Genomic DNA, 19851 nt, shown 5'->3' on the forward strand with positions numbered 1-19851 from the left:
GCGACGGGGCGGACTCGGGTCAGGGAGCCCCGTCAGGCGGTGGCGCGGCGCGGCGGGGCCGCGCGGCGGTCTCTGGGCGTACTCACCCGGCCCTTCGTTTCGTCGCCCCCGGAGTGGCGAGCGGCGCCGCCCCGGGTGGCCTCGCGGGTCCGGCGGGCGGTGGCCGCCTCACGGATCAGGTCGTGCTGGCGAAGCTGGTGCAGTTCGTGGTGGAACATGCGGGCTCTCCTGGCGTGGTGGTGGTCCGGCGGCGGGGACCGGGTGGGCCCCGTCTCCGGCAGGTCGTCGACGTGCTTCCACCCTGGCGGCTCAGGCGGGTGCGCCACATCGGGAGAGTGCCTGATTTCCCGGCGTCCAGGGGCCTTAGGCCGCCCGCCTTAGAACGCCCGACGACAGTCCGGGGCCCCGCCCGGGGCCTTAGGTCCGGCGGCCACGGAGCGGGGCGTACCCCACGACCTAGGGCACCTACGCCCGCGGACCGAGGAGCGGCGTAGTCCGCTGGTCCGAGGCGGCCCCGGGCGGCCTGAGGTCCCGGGCCGGGGCGGCCGGTAGGACCGGGGCGCAGCCGTGCGGGCGGGGCGGGGCGTACGGGGCGGGGCGTACGGGCCGGAAGAGGTTACCGAGCGGGGCGCGCGGGGCGGGGCCGGGACGTGCGGGGGGGGGCGGCGGGCCGAGGGAGGGGAGGGGTGGAACGGGGGTTACGGGGCGGCGGGGTCCGCTCCGTCGGCGTGGGCGCCGGGCGCGGCGCTCAGCTCCACCAGAGGTGGAACGTGGTGGGCGGCGAGCGCAGGGCGGCCAACTCGGCCGCCAGCTCGGGCGCGGCGGTCTCGATCCGCTCCCCCGCCACCAACGGGGCGGAGCTGTAGACCTTGCGTGGCGAGAAGTCCCCTCCCGGACTGGCGCCGGGGGCGGGGTCGGTCGTGACCCCGTAGGCGGTGTGGTTCGTCGCGGATCATGGCGGCGTCCGCGCGCGTGGCGGGGCAGGCGTCGAGCGCGGACCACAGGTCCGCGTCCGTCATCCGCGCCAGTTCGGCGGGGGTGAACGGGGTGCTGTCCAGGAGCCGGCCGGCCAGTCGCCGGACCACCGAGGCCGGGCCCACGTTGTCCCGCGAGGTGTGCGGCCGGGCCTCGGCGCGGACCAGGTCCCCGAGCACGGCGGCGCCCTCGCGGTCGGTGGAGGGCGCGGCCCCCCGCAGGGTGAGCCGGCCCCACAGGGCGGCCGGGTCGGTCGCGAGGTGCCCGACGGCGCGGCCGTTGCGCGCGTACGGGTCGAGGTGGTCCAGGTGGAGCAGGCCGGTGCGGTCGCTCAGCGGGGAGGGCGACCACGCGGCGAGCGCGGCGAGGATCGCCTCGACGGGGACCGCGTGCTCGGCCAGGACGGAGCGCGGGGGGCTCGGCGCGGAGCGGCCGCGCGCCGATGGTGTGGTGGTCGAGGCCGGCCAGGCCCTCGGCGGTGTGGCTGAGCGGCGGGTGTCCGACGTCGTGCAGGAGTGCCGCGGCTCGCAGGGCCTCGTCGTCGGGGCGGAAGTGCGCAACCAGCGCGAGCACCCCGAGGGTGTGTCCCACCGCGAGTACGAGTGGAGGGTGCTGAGCGTCGAGGCGCCGGCGTGGGCGACGGCGGGCAGGCGCCGCAGCGGCGCCGTGCGCACACGTCCACTTCCACCGGGTTGAGGCGGACGGGCACGCGCCACAACGGGTCGGTGAGGACCGGGGACAGGCCCGCCCCGTTGGTCCGCGTGGCCCGCGCGGCGGTGTCGCCCGAACCCGGCGACGAGGTCCGGTCGACGGGGCTGACGCGGCTGGCAGAGCCGACGGGGCTGTCCATCGGGCCCGCTCTGGGCAGCTCCGTCGGCCCGTCAGGGGGCGACGAGGCACGGGGCACGGGGCACGAGGCGTCGAGACACGGAGCGACGGAGCACGGGGCGACGCGGCGGCACGGTACGGGGCGGTGGGGACGCGACAGCGGACGTGGGGCCGGGCTAGCGCGCGGCCGGGTCACGTGGCGCGTCCTTCGCCCCGTCCCGTCCACGCGGCCTCGGCAGGCGCTCGGGGCCGGGGGCCGCCCGCGGTATGCCGGTGACGCCGGCCAGGGCGGGTTCCCTCGACGTGGTGGCGGGCTCCACCGGGTCGGGTGGGGCGGCTCGCTCCGGTGGTTCGATGCTGAGCCGGGGCAGCCAGCGGTCGAGCCAGCCGGGCAGCCACCAGTTGGCGCCGCCCAGCAGATGCATCAGGGCCGGGACCAGGAGCGTGCGCAACACGAACGCGTCCAACGCGACGGCGACGGCCAGGCCGATGCCGAACATGGCGATGATGCGGTCACCACTGAGGACGAAGGCGGCGAAGACGGCGATCATGATGATGGCGGCCGAGTTGATGACCCGGCTGGTTTCGGCCAGTCCGACGCGCACGGCGCGGCAGTTGTCGCCGGTTTCCCGCCACTCCTCGTACATCCGGCTCACCAGGAACACCTGGTAGTCCATCGACAGACCGAACAGCACGGAGATCATGATCACGGGCAGGAAGGGTTCGATCGGGCCGGCGCTGCCCAGGCCCAGGAACTCGCTGCCCCAGCCCCACTGGAAGACGGCGACGATGACGCCGAAGGAGGAGGCGACGGCTGCGATGTTCATGACGGCGGCCTTGACGGGGATGCCGACGCTTCGGAAGGCCAGCAGGAGCAGCAGGCAGCCGAGCCCCACCACGACCCCCACGAACAGCGGCAGCTTGCCGACGATGACCTCGGCGAAGTCGTCGTAGCTGGCGGTCAGGCCACCGACGTGGACCTCCAGCGAGGTACCGCGTTCGGCCGCCGGGATCACCTCGCCACGGAGCCGGTCGACCAGTTCGCTGGTCTGCTGGGACTGCGGGGACGTGGTGGGGATGACGGTGATCACGCCGGTGTCACCGCTGCTGGGGGTGGCCCTGTCGGCGTCGGCCGGGCCCTGGACGGAGGCGATGCCGTCGGTGTGCCGGAGGGTGTCCTCCAGCCGGTTGAGGGCCACCCGGTCGGCGGCCCCGTCGAGGTGGGCGACCAGGGTCAGGGGCCCGTTGGTGCCGGGCCCGAATCCGCTCCCGGCACCGGGGGCCGCGTCGTCACGGCCGTCGGCCGCGCCCGGGTCCGCCCCGTCCCGGCCCGCCCCGTCTCCGGCGATGAGGTCGTACGCCTGCCGCGTGGTCGAGGTCAGCGGGTTGTTGCCCTGGTCGGAGGTGCCCAGGTGGAGCGAGAGGGTGGGCAGGGCCAGGACGAGCATGACGGCGGCGGCCAGGCCGCCGAGCAGCCGGGGGTGGCGCTCGACGAACCCGGACCAGCGGGCGGCGAGCCCGGTCTGGGGCGCGGGCCGGCGCACGCCCGTCGCGAGCCGGCGCCGTTCGCGGCGGCTGAGCGCGCGGGGCCCGATGACGCCGAGCAGTGCGGGCAGCAGTGTGACCGACGCGGCGACGGTGAGTACCACGGTCAGCGACGCGGCGATGGCGACGCCGTTCAGGAAGCTCAGTCGCAGGATCAGCATGCCGAGCAGGGCGACGCAGACGGTGCCGCCGGCGAAGACGACGGCGCGCCCCGTGGTGGCCACGGCGCGCTCGGCGGCCTCGTGCACGGACAGTCCGGACCTGAGGCCCGTGCGGTGTCGGGTGACGATGAACAGCGCGTAGTCGATGCCCACGCCGAGGCCGATGAGCATGCCCAGCATGGGCGCGAAGTCGGCGACGGTCATGACGTGTCCGAGCAGGGTGATGCCCAGCGTGGCGGTGCCCACCGCGACCACGGCCGTGACGATCGGCAGCAGGCTGGCGGCGAGCGAGCCGAAGGCGACGAAGAGCACCACGGCGGCCACGGCGATGCCGATGAGCTCGCTGAGGTGGGTGTCGGCCTTCTCGGTGAGCGCGATGGCGCTGCCCCCGGCCTCGACCCGGAGCCCGTCACCCGCGGCGGCCCTGGCCTCGGTCACGACGGCGCGCGCCTGGCTCGCCGGCAGGTCGTCGGCGGGCCGATCGAAGGTGACGGTGGCGTACGCGGTGTGCCCGTCGGGGCTGATCTGCCGCGCCCCGTTCGGCTCCGTGTAGGGGCTGCCCACCGCGGCCACGCCGGGCAGGTCGGCGATGCGCTCCAGCGCGCGGCCCATCCTGGCCTCGACGCCGGCGGAGTCGACCGGTTCGCGCCCCGTGTCGGTGTGCCACACGACGCGGTCGCTGTCGCCCGCCTGGTCGGGGAACGCCCGCGCGGCCAGGGCGGTGGCCTTGGCCGACTCGGTGCCGGGCACGTCGTAGTCGTTGGAGTACGCGGCGCCCGTCACGGCGGCGGCGGCGCCGGTGCCCGCGAGGACGGCCAGCCACAACACGATGACGACGAGGCGGCGTCTGAGGCACCACCGGGCGAGTGCGGCCATGGAGTGCGGGTCGCTTCCGGTTTGTGCACCGCTCACCGCCGGGGAGCCGGGGCCGGGAAGCGCGCGCGGAGGAACGGGTGGGCACCGGACCCGCCGCCTGCCGACGAAGGAGCGGCGGGTCCTGCGCTGCACTCTGGCAGCCCACGGAGATCCTTTGACCGCTTTGTGGGTTACCCCACATACGACCCGGGATGAGCGGTTGGCGCCGGCCCGGAGGGGGCCGTTCCCCTCTCGTCGCCGGCGCCCGGCTCGGCGCGCCCGGCTCGGCACGGGTCAGCCCGTCACCGACTCCGCCCCGTTCTCGATGTGACCCATCAGACGGCGCTGGAAGGTCTCGTCCTCCGCGACGGTCAGCGCCAGGTCGTACCAGCCGTGCGCGCCGCCCGTCGGGAACGGCAGGGTGCGCGTACGGCCCGGGGCCAGTGTGACGGTGCGCGGCGCGGTCCTCGCGTACGCCAGCGGCTTGAGGGTGAAGGTCAGCGGGGTGTCACCGGCGTTGTGGAGGGACAGGTGCAGTTCGCGGCGCCGCTCGTCGATCCGGCTGCGGACCACGGTGGCCGCCGCCGCGCCACGGGCGCTGCCGGCGAACTCACGGCGGAAGCCGCCGGGCCCGGTGAGGGTGAAGCGGTACGCGCCGTTCTTGATCGGCACGTTCCAGGTCCGCTCCGCGCCGTGTCCGCCCCGTGTGGGCTCCGTGCCCACGGCGGCCTGGGCCCCGTCCTCGGGGTCCGGGGCGTACGCCGCGTCGGCCCCGTCCGGCGCGGCCCCGTGCTCCGTGTCCGCCCCGTACGCCCCGTGGTGGCGCCCCGTGCCGGGCACGTCGCGGTGCTGGGGCGTCGCGTACTCGTCGGCGTACGGGTACAGCGCCAGGTGCGCGCTGGAGCGGCCGGCGTTGCGTAGCGCGAGCCGGAAGACGGCCGCCCCGGCGTCCAGCCGCCCGTCCGCGTCCGGCCCGTACGGCAGCGGGCGGGCGGGGCGGGTGCCGCGCTCCGGTTCGGGCAGGCGCTGGTCCGCCGGGGGCTGGGGACGCCAGCGCCCGTCGAAGGGCGGGATCGGGCCCGGCCGCTCCACCTGGGGCAGCCTGCGGCGGCGCGAGAAGTCGAACGCGGACGTGAGGTCGCCGCACACGGTGCGGCGCCACGCGCCGATGTTGGGCTCGCGCACGCCCAGCCAGCGCTCCATGAAGCGGACGATGGAGGTGTGGTCGAAGACCTCCGAGCAGGCGTAGCCGCCCACCGTCCACGGCGAGATCACCAGCATCGGCACCCGGATGCCCAGCCCGGTCGGCTGCCCCTGCCAGAACTCGCCGTCCGTCCCCGCGGGCGGAACGGGCGGCGGCACGTGGTCGTAGAAGCCGTCGTTCTCGTCGTAGGTGAGGAAGAGCGCGGTGTGCCGCCACACGTCGGGGTTCTTGCCGAGAGCGTCGAGCACCTTGTAGACGAGGGTGGCGCTGGCGACCGGTGAGGAGGCGCCCGGGTGCTCGGAGTCGGCGGCCGAGGGCACGATGTAGGAGACCTCGGGCAGCTTGCCGGCGGCGACGTCGGCGGCGAAGGCGGTGGCCGTCGTGCCCGGCTCGCCGCGCCGCAGGGCGCGCTCGAACAGGCTCCGCTCCCTCGCCCCCAGCGCCGTGAGGCCCTCGTCGAGGAGTGCGCGGAGCCGGGTGCGGCCGGCCTCGTCCGCGGCGGCGAGCCTGTCGTAGTAGGCGGTCATGTTCCGCACGCCCTCGACCTTGGCCAGGGCCTTGCGCGCGACCGCCTTGAAGCTCGCGTAGAACTCCAGGTTGTTGTCGGTGAAGTTGTCCCACTCCTGGTAGACGCGCCAGGAGTGGCCGGCCTTCTCCAGTCGCTCGGCGTAGGTGGGCCAGGCGTAGCCGGGGTGGGTGTCCTCGGCGTACGCGTCGTTGCCCACCGCGCGCGCCCCGCTCGGCTCGAAGCCGGTCCACCCGCTGACGAGGTGGTTGCGGTTGGGGCTGGTCGAGGAGTGGATGGAGGAGTGGTACGCGTCGCAGACGGTGAACGTGTCGGCGAGTTCGTAGTGCAGCGGGATGTCCGACCGGTCGTAGTACGCCATCGTCGCGGCGGTCTTCGCGGTGACCCAGCGGTCCATCCAGCCGTCGTGCCACGCCTTCGCGCCGCCCTGCCAGCTGTGGTCGAGGTCCCCGATGTACTGGAGCTCCTTCCGCTGCGCCGCCGCCGCGCCACGCACGCCGAACGGCAGCACGGTGCCGACGCCGAGTGCGCCGGGCTGCTCGAAGACGTTGCCGCCACGGGGCAGTTCGATGGCGTTGCGGTCGCCGAAGCCGCGCACGCCGCGCAGCATGCCGAAGTAGTGGTCGAAGGAGCGGTTCTCCTGCATCAGCACCACGACGTGCCGGATGTCGTGCAGCCCGTCACCACGGTGGCGCTCCGCGCCCTGGGCGGCCAGCGCCTCCTGGAGCGAGGGCGGCAGCAGCGAACCCGCCGCGGCGAGCCCCGCCCCGCCCGCCCCAAGTGCCAGCGCCCGCCTGCGAGATATCTCCGATGCCACGCTCTTCCTCCTGATCAGCGGTCAATGGTCCGCCTTCGCACCATTGGCAACGTACGGTGGGGACCGTACTCCAGCCGCATGGCAGGCGGGAGGTAGCGAAGTGGCGCACCGGTGAACGGGGCACAGTCACGCCCGAGCCCCTCACCCCGTCCCACCGGGGCCGCGTACGCATCCACGGGGCCGACCCACCGCCCGGGGAACGGGGCGGTGGAGCCCGTGCGGAACGCCGGGGCGGGCGGCGCGCTCGCGTGGGGCACGGGGCGACGGCGGGGCGGGCCCCGTGCCCGGCCGTGGAGGTCCGAACGTCGGGCTACGGAGCTTCGGAACCCGTACGCGGCACCAGGCATCAGGCGCCAGGCATGAGACCCAACGGGCCCGCACGGGCCGCCGGCCGGCGGGTCCCGCACGGAGCGGGCGGCCCCCACGGGGCGACGGCCCTCACGGGGCAGGCGGCCCTACGGAGCGCGGGTGACAGACGCCGCACCCCGAAGCCGCGCGAAGGCGTGCCCGCGCGGGGCGGCGATGCGGAACGCTCGCACGGGGCACGGGGCACGGGGCACGGGGCACGGGGCACGGAGCACGGAGCAACGGGGCGAGCTCTGTGCGGTAGGGCGAGCCTCTCCGCGGTGGAGCGTGTGCCTCGGATGCCGACGGAACCCCGGCTCGGATGACGGGGCGTCAGGTTCTCCGTCGCGGGGCTACGGAGCGGCCAGGCGCGGTGCGACGCGTGGGCACGGCCCGGACGCGGGCACGGAGCCCCACGGGGCGCGGTCCGCACGAGCATGGCGCCACGCGGGGGCGCGGAGCCACGCGCGGGCGCGGCGCAGGCGCGGGCGCGGTCCGGACAGGGGCACGGAGTCACACGGGGCCCGCCTGAACGGGGTGCGGCACTCTGCGGGGAGGACGGTCCGGAGAGGCAGGGCCCGCGTGGGGCGTGGGGCGGCCCCGGCGCGTCGCCGTTGGGGCTCGGCCGCTCCGGCCGAGTGCCCCGACGATGCGGGGCCCTGTACGGGGCCCGGTTCGTCCGGCGCGCACCCTCTCGACCGGCCTGGCCGGGGGCCCGCCCGGTCAGGCCCGCGCTTGACCTTCACATCCATGGCAACCCCTAGCATCGCGCCGTACGTGATCTTGAGGGAACGGAGTCGAGCCATGCCTGGAGCGGTCGTCATCGGAGCGGGGCCGGGAATCGGACAGGCCGTCGCGCGGCGGTTCGCACGCGAGGGACTGCCCGTCGCGCTCGTCGCGCGGTCCCGGCGGACACTGGACGAGGTGGCGCGAGAGGTCCAGCCCGTGGCCGACGCGGCGGCCGGCGACGGAGCGCGACCGGGTGCCTCCGTCGCCGCGTTGATCGCGGACGTCACCGACGAGGCGGCGCTGCGGGCCGCGCTCGACGCGGCGGCTGACCGGTTCGGGCCGCCGGACGTCGTGGTCTACAACGCCGCGGTCGTCCGCTCCGACCGCGTCGGCGAACTGGACGCGCGGGCCCACCTGGACGCCTGGGCCGTCAACGTGGTGGGCGCGCACACGGCCGCCGCCCACGTGGCGCCGGGGATGGCCCGGCGCGGCAGCGGCACCTTCCTGGTCACCAGCGGCATGCCGCAGACGGTGCGGGAGTTCGTCAGCCTCTCCCTCGGCAAGGCCGGCGTCCGCGCGCTGGTCTCGCTGCTCGACCAGGAGTACGGGCCGGCCGGCGTCCACGTGGCGGCCGTGACCGTGGACGGGCCCGTAGCCCCGGGCACGGCGTTCGACCCGGACGCCATAGCCGAGCACTACTGGCGGCTGCACACCCAGCCGCGCGCCGCGTGGGAACGCGACGTCCTGTTCGCCGGAGACCCCGTCGCCTGACATCGCGGCACCCTCATATGGCGGCCCCCGCGTTCACGACGCGGACGGCACGCTGGCCGCACGTCCAGCACGAGCCAAGCCACGAGCCAGAGCCACGGGCCAGACAGCGGGGCCGCAGGGGGCGAGCGGCCGGCCCCCTCCGGCCCCGCACACCGGCTCCGTACACCCGACGCCCGCCCGACGCCCGCCTGCCCTGTCCGAGGCCGACACCCGTCGACGAGCACGCCGCGCCCCGCCCGGGAGCCGCGCCTCACCCCGTCGGGGCGCGACCACCAGCCAGGGCGCGACCAGTCGGGGCCTGGCCAAACGCCGGAAGGGTGCCGCGAGGTGAGGCGCCCCCGAGCGCCGAGGCACCACGGTGGGCGGGGGCGTCGCCAGGCGCCGACCCGGCGGCCCTCCGTACGGGGCGATCCAGCGGGCCCCACGGAGCGGCCGGCCCGGGCCCGGGAGTCGAGCCGAGCCCGGGAGTCGAGCCCCTTAGATCGTTCGCCGGCGCGGCAGCGGCGCGAGGCCCGCGAACCGCGCCCCCCACCAGGGGTATCGCCGCCGCAGTCCCGTGGCCAGCAGCAGTCCGCCGAGCACGCCGCCCACCGACGTCCCGACGAACAGCGCACTGGTCTGCGACGCCAGCGCCTCCGTACCGGCCTCCGGCGCCAAGACTGAGCAGCAGGAGCTGGAGCGGCGAGGTCAGCGCCCCGTGAAGAGGGCGGCCAGCATCACGCACGCGACCAGCGCGACGTACGGCACATCACCGGTCCAGACCTGTGCGGCGACGACGAGCGGTGCGACGCCGTGCCCGAGTTCGGCGGCGATCAGCGGGGGCGCGGGCCACACATGTCGCCCCCGCGTCCGCCGAGCCAGGCGGCGACGGCGCCCGCGCACCCCATGAACGTGAGGGCGACATCGTCGGGGCCGGTGCCCCGTTCGGCCGCACGCAGCACCGGGAAGACGTACGTCCTCCGCACTATGCCGCCCGACGCGGCAACCGCGATGGCGGGCACGCGCACCAGGCCGAGTACGGGGCGCCGCCGCGTGGCCGCCAACCACCCCCGCGGCCCCACCGCCCCGTTCCGCCTCTGCCCCGCTCCGACTCTGCCCCGTCCGTCGCAGCACGCGGCCCGACCGTGGCATCCCCCGCCGCGACGAACCCGCCCGCGCCTACTCCCCCACACGGCCCCGAGCCGGCATCACCCGCACCGCCGTACGACCGCGCCCCAGCGGCGGCCGACCCCGCACCACCGCCCCCCGTACACCGCCCCCAGGGACAACCGCCCCCGCACCACCCGCCCCCACACTCGCCTCGCCCCGGCCTCGTCGACCCCGTACGCGCCCTCGCGCCGACCCCGTTCCACCCGCCAGGCGGCCCCGCTTCAACGGCCGGCCCGGCGACAGCCGCCCCGTCCCCCGGCTTTCCCGCGCCAGCGGCCTGTGCCGTGGCGAGCGCCCCGTCACGCGGCTCCGTTCCCGTGGCGGCCGTCGGCGGCGGGACGCCTCCCACCGCCGCCCCCCGTGGCACCCCCCGCCGACCTCGCGTCAGGCGTGGCCGACGCGCCGCACCAGGCGAGTGCCTCGGGCCCCGCGACGAAGAGCATCGTGGCCCGCCAGCCGTGGTGACCGCCGATCCGGGTGCCCAGCGGTGCGGCCGCCGCCGGGGAGACGGCCAGACCCGCGATGACCAGACCGAGCCAGGTACCGGCCGCGCTGGCGGGCGGGGGCGGTGGTCGCGGCGATCGCCAGCGCGGCCGGTGCGATCGTGGCGGCGGCGGGTGCGGCCGACACCCGTAGCGCCAGCAGCACCCCGTACGGTGGCGCCACGGAGGCCACCAGACTGAGCGCGACGAACGCGGCGAGCCCGCCCAGCGGCACGCCCCGCCGCGAGCACGGCGCGACTCAGGACGGCGACGACGGGGGTGCCGATGCCGTAGGTGCGGGCGAACGCGGCGACGCGACTGCCCCGCGTCGGCCTCGCTGACGTGCCGGTCGGCGGCGATGTCGGGCAACACGCCGGCGATGGCCATGCCGTCGGTACCGACCGCGAACGCGGCCGGCGCCAGCGGGAGGACTCGGCTGATCGGCGTGACCCCCACACCCGCGCACCCCCGCCCCCGCGCGCCCGGCCCACACGGCGGTGTCGGCCGTCAGGGCTGCCTCCGTGCCGCCCGGGCGATCCGCGACCCGCAGGGCCGTGTCGTACCGGACGAGCCCCCGCCGCCGCCCGCGACGCCGACACGGTGCGCTCGGCGACGGCCTACGGGGCGGCGGAGTGCCCGATGGTGGGATGGCCGGGACCCGGCGGCGGCACCGTGGTCGACGAGCGGGCCTCGTCGACGTGGTGGGCCAGCCGGTCGCGGAGGCCGTGTGGGGCCGCGGTACGGGCGTCCAGGATGGCCAGTCGCTCGGTGGCCGCGCGCAACCGCGCGTCGCACACCGTGCTCGCCCGCGGCGGCACGTCCAGGCACTCCCGCCCCAGGGCGGGGCGAACGTCCTCGACGGTCAGGCCCGCGCCCAGCAGCTCGCGCGGGTTGGCGGCTCGGACGCCGTCGAGGGCGCCGTACTGCCGGTACCCGTTGGCGGCCCGTTCGGGTGCGAGCAGACCCCGCTGCTCGTAGTAGCGCATCGCGGGGGGTGACGCCGGCGCGTTGGGCCAGTTCCCCGATCCGCATCCGGGTCTCCTTCGTCATGGAGGGAGGCTAAAAGGTCGTCGTCAGCGTCGGGGTCAGCTTCCGGGCGCGCCGACCGCTTCTCCGCTCCGCGTGGTCGGGGCGCCCGAATCGCCACCGCGACGGGTGATAGAAATAACTCCCGCAATTGCCCTGCCAGTTGACTCGCACATCACGGGCGCCATTTTCCGATTCGTTTCTTTTCTGGGGGATATAACCCCCGGATCGCGGGGGAAAGCGGACGGTTCACCGGCGCCCGGCACAAGGGAATTCCATGACCCAGCCGCCTCCTCTCCCTCCGGGCCCGCCCCCGAACCAGCCGCCCCCCGGCGGCTACGGCTACCCGCCCCCGCCCCACCCGGGCGTCGACACGCCGGGCGGCGCGGGCGGCGGCGTACCGCCCTACCCGGGCGCGGGCGCGCACCCCGCCGGAGCGGGTCACCAGGCCCCAAGTGGCATCACTGGGGCGAGTGTTGTCCCCGGAGACGGACCGCACCAGAGTGCCGGGCGCGGTGCGGGGCGCGGCGATCGCCGGCGCCGGAAGAACCGCGTGCCCGCGCTCGTCGCCGGGGTGGCCGCCGCGGCCCTGGTGGTGGCCGGCGGCATCTGGTTCGCCGTGTCCGGCGATGAGTCGGCGGGCGACTCCGGCACGAAAGAGCCACCCGAGGCGCGCATTCTGCACGAGATTCCGACACCCAAGGTGGGGAAAGACCCGATCATGGTGGAGGGCATGTGGACGACCGACCGTAATTTCGTGAAGGCGGGCGTCAACAAGGTCACCGGATATCCACGCGCGGGCGGCACGGCGCAATGGGAAATACCCCTGGACGGCGAACTCTGTTGGACCACGCCCCACATCAGCGCGGACGGTCTGACGCCGGTGCTGTTCCGTGACACGGACGCGGACAACCCGGTCTGCACCCAGGTCGGCCTGCTCGACCTGCGCAAGGGCGAGCTGCGGTGGCAGCACGAGGTCACCGGCGAGTACGGGTCGCGGGTGATGTTCGACGAGGTGACCATGGGCGGCGGCACCATCGCGGCCGGCGGCTCCGACGGTGGTGCCGCCTGGTCGGTGGACGGCACCGCACTGTGGAAGCCGGCAGAGGACGCGGACTGCCGCGACGTCGGCTACGGCGGCGGCCCCAGGCTGGTCGCGGTGCGCCGCTGCGGGGACATCGCCAGCCCCGACGTCGACGTCCAGAGCCTGGACCCGAGGACGCGGAAGGCGAAGTCCACCTACTCGATGCAGACGGGCGTCGAGTACCTGCACGTGGTCTCGACCGACCCGCTCGTCCTCGCCGTCGAGGACGAGCGCAAACAGTCGACGGGCGTCACCGACCTGCTGGCCGTCGACGACAGCGGCACCCGGGGCACGCTGCGCGGCGCGGTCGAGATGGGCGACGACCGGTACGAGATCGACTGTCAGCCGTCGGTGGTGGAGAGCTGTGCCGAGGTCGCGGTGAGCAAGGCGCACGACGCGGTCTTCCTGGCCACGGAGCAGGACGTGGAGGCGGAGACCATGAACGAGGTCGTCGCCTTCGACCTGCGCACCGGCAAGGAGTCCGGCCGTACGCCCGGCTCCGCCGACGCCAACCTGCGCGTCCTGGGCCTGGACGAGAAGGGCGCGGTCCTCGCGTACCAGGAGACCACTCTGGGCGGTGCCGGCGGCGCCGTCTGGAGCGTCGACCCCCGTACGCACCGCAAGCGGCAACTGCTGCGCAACGGCGCGGCCGGCCGGGACACCGAGGCGTCCTTCGAAGCCGGCGGCCAGGTGCACTACGCGCGTGGACACCTCTACCTGGGCCAGAAGCTCATCAGCGCGCCCGACGACCCGGCGGACAGGAACGGCCCGCTGGCCATCGTCATCGGCACGACGTGACAGAGGGCGCGGGACGCTTCGGCGACGTGGCCTACGCGCGTAGCCCTCGGGCCCCCGCCGGGCCGGTGCGCGGGGCGCCCGCCCCAGGCCACCTCCGGGGCGGGCCCCGCCCCGCGCCGACGCGCCACGCCCCCCTGCCGCCTGCGCCCCGTATCCCGTGATGCCGCGCCCTGTAGGCACCGTGCCGCCCTCGGACACGCGGCGGCGGCGGGCCCCGTGGGGACCCGCCGCCGTGGGTGGCGCGGTGGCGTACGGGGCGCGACGGGCCGGCCCCCCGGGGGGGCTGAGCCGTCACGCCCCGTACCGCTACTCCGTCACGCCGAGCCGCTCCAGGATCAGCTCGCGCACCCGGGCCGCGTCCGCCTGGCCACGGGTGGACTTCATGACCGCGCCGACCAGCGCGCCGGCGGCGGCGACCTTGCCACCGCGAATCTTGTCCGCGATGGCCGCGTTGCCGGCGATGGCCTCGTCCACGGCGGTGCCCAGCGCGCCCTCGTCCGAGACGACCTTCAGGCCGCGCCGGTCGACGACGGTGTCCGGGTCGCCCTCGCCGGCGAGAACGCCCTCGATGACCTGGCGGGCCAGCTTGTCGTTGAGCGCGCCCTCGGCGACCAGCGCCGCCACCCGGGCGACCTGGACCGGGGTGATGGCCAGCGCCGTGGGGTCGACGCCCTCCTCGTTGGCGCGCCGCGCCAGCTCGCCCATCCACCACTTGCGGGCCGACGCCGCGTCGGCGCCCGCCTCGATGGTGGCGGTGATCAGGTCGATGACGCCCGCGTTGAGGACCGACTGCATCTCGTGCTCGGAGATGCCCCACTCCTCACGCAGCCGGTTGCGCCGCACGCGCGGCAGCTCCGGCAGACCCGCGCGCAGCTCCTCGACCCACTCCCGGGCCGGCGCCACGGGCACCAGGTCGGGCTCGGGGAAGTACCGGTAGTCCTCGGCCTCCTCCTTGATCCGCCCGGAGGTGGTGGACCCGTCCTCCTCGTGGAAGTGGCGGGTCTCCTGGAGGATCGTGCCGCCGGCGTCGAGGACGGCCGCGTGCCGCTGGATCTCGAAGCGCGCGGCCCGCTCGACGGAGCGCAGCGAGTTGACGTTCTTGGTCTCCGAGCGCGTGCCGAACTTCTCGACGCCCCGAAGGCGCAGCGAGAGGTTGACGTCGCAGCGCATCTGGCCCATCTCCATGCGGGCCTCGGAGACACCGAGCGCCTTGATGAGCTCACGCAGCTCGGCGACGTACGCCCTGGCGACCTCCGGCGCGCGCTCCCCCGCTCCGACGATCGGCTTGGTGACGATCTCGATGAGCGGGATGCCGGCGCGGTTGTAGTCCAGGAGGGAGTGCGAGGCGCCGTGGATGCGGCCGGTGGCGCCACCCACGTGGGTGGACTTGCCCGTGTCCTCCTCCATGTGGGCGCGCTCGATCTCGACGCGGAAGACCTCCCCGTCCTCCAGCTGGACGTCCAGGTAGCCGTTGAAGGCGATCGGCTCGTCGTACTGCGAGGTCTGGAAGTTCTTCGGCATGTCCGGATAGAAGTAGTTCTTCCGGGCGAATCGGCACCACTCGGCGATCTCGCAGTGCAGCGCGAGGCCGATCTTGACGGCGGACTCGACGCCGACGGCGTTGACCACCGGCAGCGAGCCGGGCAGGCCGAGGCAGGTGGGGCAGGTCTGCGCGTTCGGCTCGGCGCCCAGCGTCGTCGAGCACCCGCAGAACATCTTGGTCTTGGTGCCGAGTTCCACGTGCACCTCAAGCCCCATCACGGGGTCGTAGGTGGTCAGCGCGTCCTCGTACGACACCAGTTCAGTGACGGTCACGGAAAACTAACCCTCTCAGCCCAGCAGGACGTCGTCGTCGCCGAGCCGCTTGAGCTCGCGGAAGAGCAGTGCGACGCCGGTGGCGATGGCGGCGGCGGAGACCACGGCGTCCACGAGCTGCAGCGTGTCGTTCTCGTAGCGGGCCTTCTTGCCCTGCTTGATGACGCTCACCGCGCCGAACAGGGTGGTGCCGATGGAAAGGTAGAGGCCGGGCTTCGACTTCTTGAACCCCTTGGCCTTCTCAAGCTTGCCACTCACAGGCTGCTCCTCTTCGCTTCCTGACCCGCGTGGTGCGGCGGGGCGGATGTCGTGGTCGGGTGCGACCCGGTGGCCGTACGCGCGACGTTCACAGGGACCACGGAGACGGCGCTCACAACGACGGCGCCTCCTCCAACAGATGATGACCCCAGCGCTCGACGAACGCCGCCTCGACGGCGGCGCCCACCCGGTAGAGCCGGTCGTCGGCCATGGCCGGGGCGATGATCTGCAGGCCCACCGGCAGGCCGTCCTCGGGCGCGAGCCCGCACGGCAGCGACATCGCCGCGTTACCCGCCAGGTTGGACGGAATGGTGCACAGGTCGGCCAGGTACATCGCCAGCGGATCGTCCGCGCGCTCACCGATCGGGAAGGCGGTGGTCGGCGTCGTCGGCGAGACCAGCACGTCCACCGAGGCGAAGGCCCGCTCGAAGTCGCGCGTGATGAGCGTGCGGATCTTCTGCGCGGAGCCGTAGTACGCGTCGTAGTAGCCCGAGGACAGGGCGTACGTACCGAGCATGATCCGCCGCTTGACCTCGTCGCCGAAGCCGGCCTCGCGGGTCAGGGCGGTGACGTCCTCGGCCGAGCGGGTGCCGTCGTCGCCGACGCGCAGGCCGTAGCGCATGGCGTCGAAGCGGGCCAGGTTGGAGGAGCACTCGGACGGGGCGATCAGGTAGTACGCGGCCAGCGCCCGGTCGAAGGACGGGCAGGAGACCTCGACGATCTCGGCGCCCAGCTCGCGCAGCAGCTCGACGGACTCGTCGAACCGCCGCATGACCCCGGCCTGGTAGCCCTCGCCCCTGAACTCCTTGACGACGCCCACCCGCAGGCCCCGTACGTCACCCTCGCGCGCGGCGGCCACCACCGATGGCACCGGCGCGTCGATGGAGGTGGAGTCGAGCGGGTCGTGTCCGGCGATGACCTCGTGCAGCAGGGCCGCGTCGAGGACGGTGCGGGCGCAGGGGCCGCCCTGGTCCAGCGAGGACGAGAAGGCGACCATGCCGTACCGCGAGACGGCGCCGTAGGTCGGCTTGACGCCGACCGTGCCGGTCACGGCGGCGGGCTGGCGGATGGAGCCGCCGGTGTCCGTGCCGATCGCCAGCGGGGCCTGGTAGGAGGCGAGCGCGGCCGAGGAGCCGCCGCCGGAGCCGCCCGGGATGCGGGTCAGGTCCCACGGGTTGCCGGTCGGGCCGTACGCGCTGTTCTCGGTGGAGGAGCCCATGGCGAACTCGTCCATGTTGGTCTTGCCGAGAATGACCACGTCGGCGGCCTTCAGCCGCTGGGTCAGCGTCGCGTCGTAGGGCGGGATCCACCCTTCGAGGATCTTGGAGCCGACGGTGGTCGGTACGCCCTTGGTGGTGAAGATGTCCTTCAGCGCCAGTGGCACGCCAGCCAGCGGGCCCAGCTTCTCGCCCCGGGCGCGCTTGTCGTCCACGGCGCGGGCCTGGGCGAGCGCGCCCTCGCGGTCCACGTGCAGGAAGGCGTGCACCTTCTCGTCGATCGCGGCGATCCGCGCCAGGTGGGCCTCGGTCACCTGGACCGCGGTCACCTCGCCGGCGGCGATCCGGGCGGCGGTCTCGGCCGCCGTGAGCTTGGTCAGGTCAGTGGTACCCGGCACGGCGGTCACTCCTCCCCCAGAATCTGCGGCACCTTGAAACGCTGCTGCTCCTGCGCGGGGGCGCCGGACAGCGCCTCCGCCGGGGTCAGCGACGGGCGGACCTCGTCCGCGCGCATGACGTTGGTCAGCGGCAGCGGGTGGGAGGTCGGGGGGACGTCCTCGGTGGCGACATCGGAAACGCGGGCGACCGCGCCGATGATCACGTCGAGCTGTTCGGCGAAGTGGTCGAGCTCTTCGTCCTTCAACTCAAGACGCGACAGCCGAGCGAGGTGGGCGACCTCCTCGCGCGTGATGCCAGGCATGCAGCGATCCTCTGGGTTCTTGGCTTGGGTTCGGGCTGGATGTACGAGCTGGTTCTCGGGCGTGGACCCGGGCGGTACGTGGCCGGATGCGGCCCGTACGTCAGGTCGTGATGCGCGTCCAATCCTATGCGCCACGGCCAGCGCCCGACGAAGGGCTTTCCGACGCCACCCCCGGCCCGCCCGATCGAGGTCGCCGGCGGGCCCTCGGCGGGCGGAACCACGCCGTCGGCCAGCGCGCGCCCGCGCGGGGCCACCGGGCGCGCGCGGCGCGCGGCGACGGGCGCGCGAGGCGCCCGCCCGGCCGCTGTCGGCAGCCCTCCCACCTCAGGCAAAACGTTGCGGCACCAGCCGTCGCGGCAGCTATGTCACCGGCTGGTCGGCTTCCTTGCCCACCGCCGCCGCCGGGGTCTCGCACGCGGTCGGCGGCGCGGGCACCGACGCCTCCGACGCCGCCGCCCGCGCACTCTGGTCGCGCTCGACCTCCCGGTGCCAGCCGCTCTTGCCCCGGAGCTTGAGCCAGGCCGTGGTCTCCTCCGGCGGCATCGCCGCGGCCACCAGCCAGCCCTGCACCGCGTCACAGCCCAGGTCGCGCAGCCGCTCCCAGGTCTCGTCGTCCTCCACGCCCTCCGCGACGACCAACAGCCCCAGCGAGTGCGCCAGGTCCAGGGTGCAGCGGACGATCTCGGCGTCCTCGTTGTCCACGACCAGCCGGGCCACGAAGGACCGGTCGATCTTCAGCTCGCTCACCGGCAACCGGCGCAGGTGCACCAGCGAGGAGTACCCGGTACCGAAGTCGTCCAGTGACATCTTGACGCCGTGCCCGGTCAGGCCGGCCATCGTGTCGGCGGCCCGCTGCGGGTCCTCGAGCAGGACGTGCTCGGTTATCTCCAGTTGCAGCGCGCCGGGGGGCACCCCGTGCCGGGCCAGCCGGGCGGCGACCGCGCCCGCGAAGCCGGGGGTGTGGACGTCGCGCGGGGAGACGTTGACCGCGACCGGTACGTCGAGCCCGGCGGCCCGCCACTCGGCGACCTGGCCGAGCGCCGTCTCCAGCACGTACTCCGTCAGCTTGGGCATCAGGCCCGAGCTCTCGGCCATGGCGATGAACTCGTCCGGCGGCACCTTGCCCCGGTCCGGGTGCACCCAGCGCACCAGGGCCTCCAGTCCGGCCACATGTCCGTCGAAGCCGACCTTGGGCTGGTAGTGCAGCTCGACGTCGCCCGCGTCCAGGGCGCGGCGCAGGTCGCCGAGGAGGCCGAGCCGGTCGGGCGTGTTGCCGTCGCGGCGCGCCTCGTAGACCTCCGTGCCGCTGCGGTCGCGCTTGGCCTGGTACATGGCCACGTCCGCCCGGCGCAGCAGGCCCTCGGCGTCGATGGCGTGGTCGGGGAAGACCGCGACGCCGGCGCTGGCCTCCAGGACGAGGGTGAGCCCGTCGAGGTCGAGCGGCGAGCCGAGGGCGGCGACCAGCGAGCGGGCGGCGCGCTGAGCACTGGTCAGGGAGTCGGCGGTGGGCAGCAGTACGGCGAACTCGTCACCGCCGAGCCGGGCCACCTCGGCGCCGCGTGGCAGCGCCAGCCGCAGCCGCTCGGCGATCTGGAGCAGCAGCCGGTCGCCGGCCAGGTGGCCGAGGGTGTCGTTGACGGATCGGAACCGGTCGAGGTCGATGAGCACCAGGGCCGACCGCGTCCCGGCCCGCTCGGCCTCGTCCAGCGCCGACCAGGTGCGCTCCAGCAGCCACTGACGGTTGGGCAGCCCGGTCAGCGGGTCGCGGAGCTGCTCCTCGGCGCGGACCCGGGCGATCCACAGCGTGGAGTCGAGGGCGATGAGGGGCACCGCGAACAGCGGGAGCAGCATCGGGGTGTGGACGCCGACGACGACGATCAGCGGGGCGATGCCCAGCAGCGCGATGCCGACCAGCGCCTGCCGGACGATGGCGGTGCGCACGACAGTGCGCAGGCCCCCGCCGCGCGGCGCCATCGTGTACCAGAGCAGGGCCCGGGTCACCAGGAGGTAGGCGAAGGCGACCAGGGCTATGGGCGGGATGACGTAGAGGTTCCACGCGTCGGGGCGCCAGGGGTGCTCGACCGAGGGGATGGTGCCGAGTCCGGCGAGGGCCAGGCCGGCGGCGCCGATGCCGAGGATGTCCACGGCGCCGTGCAACAGGGCCTGTCGCCAGCGGTGTCGCCGGGCCGCGCCGACCAGGACCACGACGGCCAGGCTGATGACGACCGCCGGCAGCCAGCCGTACAGCAACAGCGCGGCCAGGGTCAGGGCGGCACCGGAGCCGGTGCCGCCCCACCAGCGGTCCCGGCCGAGGGCGACCAGATGGCCGACGATCGCCCCGGTGAGCACGGCGAGCGACCAGCCGACGGTGCCACTGGGGAAGAGCGCGGTGTCGGTGCGCACCACGCGGAACACGCCCACGCCCAGCGCGATCGCGGCCAGCGCGACGACCGCTACCGGTAATCCGGGGAGAGCGATCCGGCACAACCGCGACACTGGGGCGGCGCTGTCGGTCGGTTTCATACCCGTCCCTCTCACAGCCGGCGGTGCCCGCGCCACGGCAGGC

The 19851-nt window shown here is 74.7% G+C and carries 13 protein-coding genes; 2 read left to right on the forward strand and 11 right to left on the reverse strand.

The features are described 5' to 3' along the window. Window positions 1-32 precede the first annotated feature (32 nt). From ACFVFR_RS04395 to ACFVFR_RS04410, 4 genes are all read right to left on the reverse strand, one after another. Window positions 33-218 (reverse strand): hypothetical protein, encoded by a 186-nt coding sequence (locus ACFVFR_RS04395; protein WP_383697969.1) that lies wholly within the window; start codon window positions 216-218, stop codon window positions 33-35. A 247-nt stretch (window positions 219-465) separates the two neighbouring features. Further along, window positions 466-1875: an HD domain-containing protein gene (locus ACFVFR_RS04400; protein WP_383698069.1), complete on the reverse strand. Its 1410-nt coding sequence runs from the start codon at window positions 1873-1875 to the stop codon at window positions 466-468. Between the two features lie 104 nt (window positions 1876-1979). Then, entirely contained in the window at window positions 1980-4385 is a 2406-nt protein-coding gene (locus ACFVFR_RS04405) for an MMPL family transporter (protein WP_383697971.1), read from the reverse strand. Between the two features lie 273 nt (window positions 4386-4658). Continuing rightward, entirely contained in the window at window positions 4659-6911 is a 2253-nt protein-coding gene (locus tag ACFVFR_RS04410) for a phosphocholine-specific phospholipase C (RefSeq protein ID WP_383697973.1), read from the reverse strand. A 1149-nt stretch (window positions 6912-8060) separates the two neighbouring features. Between ACFVFR_RS04410 and ACFVFR_RS04415 the strand changes: the two genes are divergently transcribed. Further along, a complete protein-coding gene (locus tag ACFVFR_RS04415; RefSeq protein ID WP_383697975.1) occupies window positions 8061-8756 on the forward strand; it encodes an SDR family NAD(P)-dependent oxidoreductase in 696 nt (231 codons plus the stop codon). Window positions 8757-9443: 687 nt separating this feature from the next. Here the strand turns inward: ACFVFR_RS04415 and ACFVFR_RS04420 are convergent. Together ACFVFR_RS04420 and ACFVFR_RS04425 are read right to left on the reverse strand one after the other, a co-directional pair. Continuing rightward, complete coding sequence (locus tag ACFVFR_RS04420; RefSeq protein WP_383697977.1) at window positions 9444-9590, reverse strand: hypothetical protein; 147 nt, start codon at window positions 9588-9590, stop codon at window positions 9444-9446. A 1414-nt stretch (window positions 9591-11004) separates the two neighbouring features. Further along, window positions 11005-11373 (reverse strand): MerR family transcriptional regulator, encoded by a 369-nt coding sequence (locus ACFVFR_RS04425; RefSeq protein WP_383697979.1) that lies wholly within the window; start codon window positions 11371-11373, stop codon window positions 11005-11007. Between the two features lie 593 nt (window positions 11374-11966). On the opposite strand from ACFVFR_RS04425, the gene ACFVFR_RS04430 reads away from it, so the two are divergent. After that, a complete protein-coding gene (locus tag ACFVFR_RS04430; protein ID WP_383697980.1) occupies window positions 11967-13295 on the forward strand; it encodes a hypothetical protein in 1329 nt (442 codons plus the stop codon). Window positions 13296-13601: 306 nt separating this feature from the next. Here the strand turns inward: ACFVFR_RS04430 and gatB are convergent, their stop codons facing one another. From gatB to ACFVFR_RS04455, 5 genes are all read right to left on the reverse strand, one after another. Continuing rightward, on the reverse strand, window positions 13602-15110 hold the full coding sequence (gene gatB, locus ACFVFR_RS04435) for an Asp-tRNA(Asn)/Glu-tRNA(Gln) amidotransferase subunit GatB (RefSeq protein ID WP_383697982.1): 1509 nt from the start codon (window positions 15108-15110) through the stop codon (window positions 13602-13604). 15 nt (window positions 15111-15125) lie between these two features. Next, a complete protein-coding gene (locus tag ACFVFR_RS04440) occupies window positions 15126-15368 on the reverse strand; it encodes a hypothetical protein (protein WP_383697984.1) in 243 nt (80 codons plus the stop codon). A 112-nt stretch (window positions 15369-15480) separates the two neighbouring features. Next, entirely contained in the window at window positions 15481-16983 is a 1503-nt protein-coding gene (gene gatA / locus ACFVFR_RS04445) for an Asp-tRNA(Asn)/Glu-tRNA(Gln) amidotransferase subunit GatA (RefSeq protein ID WP_383697985.1), read from the reverse strand. A 5-nt stretch (window positions 16984-16988) separates the two neighbouring features. Further along, entirely contained in the window at window positions 16989-17285 is a 297-nt protein-coding gene (gatC, locus tag ACFVFR_RS04450; RefSeq protein ID WP_383697987.1) for an Asp-tRNA(Asn)/Glu-tRNA(Gln) amidotransferase subunit GatC, read from the reverse strand. A 360-nt stretch (window positions 17286-17645) separates the two neighbouring features. After that, window positions 17646-19808, reverse strand: a complete 2163-nt coding sequence (locus ACFVFR_RS04455) for a putative bifunctional diguanylate cyclase/phosphodiesterase (protein ID WP_383697989.1) — start codon at window positions 19806-19808, stop codon at window positions 17646-17648. Window positions 19809-19851: the final 43 nt, after the last annotated feature.

This window comes from Streptomyces sp. NPDC057702 (genome assembly GCF_042799315.1).
In the GTDB taxonomy this organism is placed as follows: Bacteria; Actinomycetota; Actinomycetes; order Streptomycetales; family Streptomycetaceae; genus Streptomyces.